Source organism: Collinsella aerofaciens, from assembly GCF_028206795.1.
In the GTDB taxonomy this organism is placed as follows: domain Bacteria; phylum Actinomycetota; class Coriobacteriia; order Coriobacteriales; family Coriobacteriaceae; genus Collinsella; species Collinsella aerofaciens_AX.
Genome location: NZ_JAQLFJ010000030.1, coordinates 1 through 1,552 on the forward strand (window position 1 = coordinate 1; position 1,552 = coordinate 1,552).

Here is a 1,552-nt window from a genome sequence, read left to right on the forward strand (position 1 = left end):
CCCATTACAGTCAGAAATGAGCTATTCGATACCCCGTTGATGTATTTCCCCGGTGTCGGATACGATTCAAGCAAGCCCGAAAGGGCCGCCGATCGGGCGCCCGCGTACGGCCGTCTGCCCCTGCCCCGAAGAGGGCCCGGGGGGTGTTGCCGACGCGGGCGTCGCCGTTTCAGACGACTGATAGGAAACTGCCGGACCTCAGGGAAGACGGCCACGGCCAGGTAATGTGGGTGTCGCGGGAAACGGCTTCCGATCGACCGACGATTGGAGGATACCATGGCCGATAACGCAGCGCCCGCGAGGAGGGCCGTCCTCGGGCTCGACGTCGGGAAGGCCACCCACTGGGCCTGCATGCTCACCCGGGACGGGGAGATCGCCGTCAACCGCCCCGTCGCGAACTCCGAGCATGAGCTCGACAGGCTGTTCTCGCAGGTCGGAGAGGGGACCCTGGTCGTCGTGGACCAGGCCCGCAACATCGGCGCCCTGCCCATATCCAGGGCCAGGAGGGCCGGGCTCGACGTCGCCTACCTGCCCGGCATAGCGGCGCACCAGGCCTCCAGGATGTTCGCCGGCGACGCCAAGACCGACGAGCGAGACGCCCATGTGATCGCCAGGACCGCCATGGGCCTGCCCGACGCGCTGCTGCCGGTCCCGGAACGCGACGGGAACCTCGAGGCCGCGAGGTCGCTCGCCTCGCAGCGCGACCACATGGTGACGTGCGCCACGAGGGACAAGAACCGGCTGCGCTCCATCCTCTTGGAATCCTGCCCGGCGTTCGAGGCCCTGGTTGACCCCTCGGACCCGAGGTGGCTGCGCGTCCTCGCCCGCCTCGGCGGAGCCTGGGGCGTGGCGGACGCGGGGAGGGCGTCGTTCTCCGCGCTCATGCGGGGCGCGGGCGGATCGGCGCGCGCGGACGCCTGGACCGCGATAGCCTCGTCGACCAGGCCCTCCGAGGTCATGGTGAGGGCCGAGAATCCGCAGGTGAAGATGCTTGCGAGGCGCATATCGGAGGCGATGGAGGAGGCGTCGCGCCTCGACGCCGAGATCGCGTCCCTGCTCGAGTCGGACGACACCTACGCGTGCCTGCTGACGATCCCGGGCATCGGGCCGAGGACGGCGTCGGAGCTGACGATAGCGATCGACATATCGTCGTTCCCCGACCACGACCACCTGGCTTCGTACTGCGGCATCGCCCCGAGGAACCGCAGGTCCGGGACCTCGATAGCGTCGGTGGCTGCATCGAGGCAGGGAAACAAGAGGCTGAAGAACCTGCTCATATTCTCATGCAACTCGCTGACGAGAAGCGCGAACAGGTTCGGCGAGTACTACCGCGCGTGCAGGGGCCGCGGGATGTGCCACGGCGAGGCGCTGAAGGCGGTCGCGAGGAAGAGGCTGAAGGTGATCTACGCGGTCATGCGGGACAAGGCCCCCTACGCGGCCTAGCCCCGCAAAAATGAAAGAGAGCTGCCGCGCCGATGGGCTGGCGCCAGCATGGAGAGAATCTAGGTAGCTCAACGGAGAAAACCGTTGACAAAACTATAGGAACACCCCC

At 67.2% G+C, this 1,552-nt stretch carries 1 protein-coding gene; it reads left to right on the forward strand.

Annotated features, from left to right (window positions below; all coding sequences use genetic code 11):
- The first annotated feature begins 276 nt into the window (after positions 1-276).
- Positions 277-1,443: an IS110 family RNA-guided transposase gene (locus tag PMX70_RS10090; protein ID WP_271740667.1), complete on the forward strand. Its 1,167-nt coding sequence runs from the start codon at positions 277-279 to the stop codon at positions 1,441-1,443.
- The last annotated feature ends 109 nt before the right edge of the window (positions 1,444-1,552 follow it).

Excerpts from the sequence above, each read along its gene's own strand:
- PMX70_RS10090 (WP_271740667.1), top strand. The coding sequence starts at position 277 with ATGGCCGATAACGCAGCGCCCGCGAGGAGGGCCGTCCTCGGGCTCGAC.